Below are 768 nucleotides of genomic sequence, written 5' to 3' on the forward strand. Positions count from 1 at the left end.
AAAAGATCAATTTATTTCGGATCCTCATGTTGTTGGTAGCTTGCACAAAGTACTTCCACATGGTAACGCAGTCACCGCCCGCAAAAATATAAAACGCTTTCGTAAATAGGAAACCTTAGAGTCATGCTCTTATATTCTAACATAAATCGACATGAAGACTGCATTAATTTCCGGGCTGCTGGGATTTGCCAACAACATGATCCGGGACCGAATCCGGACTTTCGGCCGGCCATGTCAGTTCATACTTGAGGTGCTGCTGAATATATTGAAATATAGTCCCGATATCATATTTTATTCTTCCGCAGAAGGAAGGAGCAATGAACGAATGAGCGACGAGATCAAACAGCTGGAATACGCCATTAGTGAAATTATGGAGATCGCTGACGGCTTCGGCCTGGATTATTATCCGATGCGTTACGAAATTTGTCCGGCGGACATTATTTACACCTTCGGTGCTTACGGGATGCCTACCCGCTTCTCGCACTGGAGCTTCGGCAAGACGTTCAACAAAATGAAAATGCAGTACGACTTCGGCCTGAGCAAAATCTACGAGCTGGTCATCAACTCCAATCCGTGCTACGCCTTTCTGCTCGACGGCAACTCCCTGATCCAGAACAAGCTCATCGTGGCCCACGTCTTGGCGCACTGCGACTTTTTCAAAAACAACTACCGCTTCTCCGCCACCAACCGCAACATGGTCGAGAGCATGTCGGCCACCGCGGAACGGATCAGCCAATACGAACTCGAGCATGGCACCGAAGTTGTGGA

1 protein-coding gene is annotated in these 768 nt (G+C 47.9%); it reads left to right on the forward strand.

Going from position 1 to position 768, the window contains the following annotated elements:
* Nucleotides 1–325 precede the first annotated feature (325 nt).
* Nucleotides 326–768: SpoVR family protein (locus tag CPT76_RS02465; protein WP_146116136.1), on the forward strand; the 443-nt coding region annotated here is incomplete at its 3' end.

The sequence above is a fragment of the Paenibacillus sp. AR247 genome (assembly GCF_002968895.1).
Classification (GTDB): Bacteria; Bacillota; Bacilli; order Paenibacillales; family Paenibacillaceae; genus Paenibacillus_AQ; species Paenibacillus_AQ favisporus.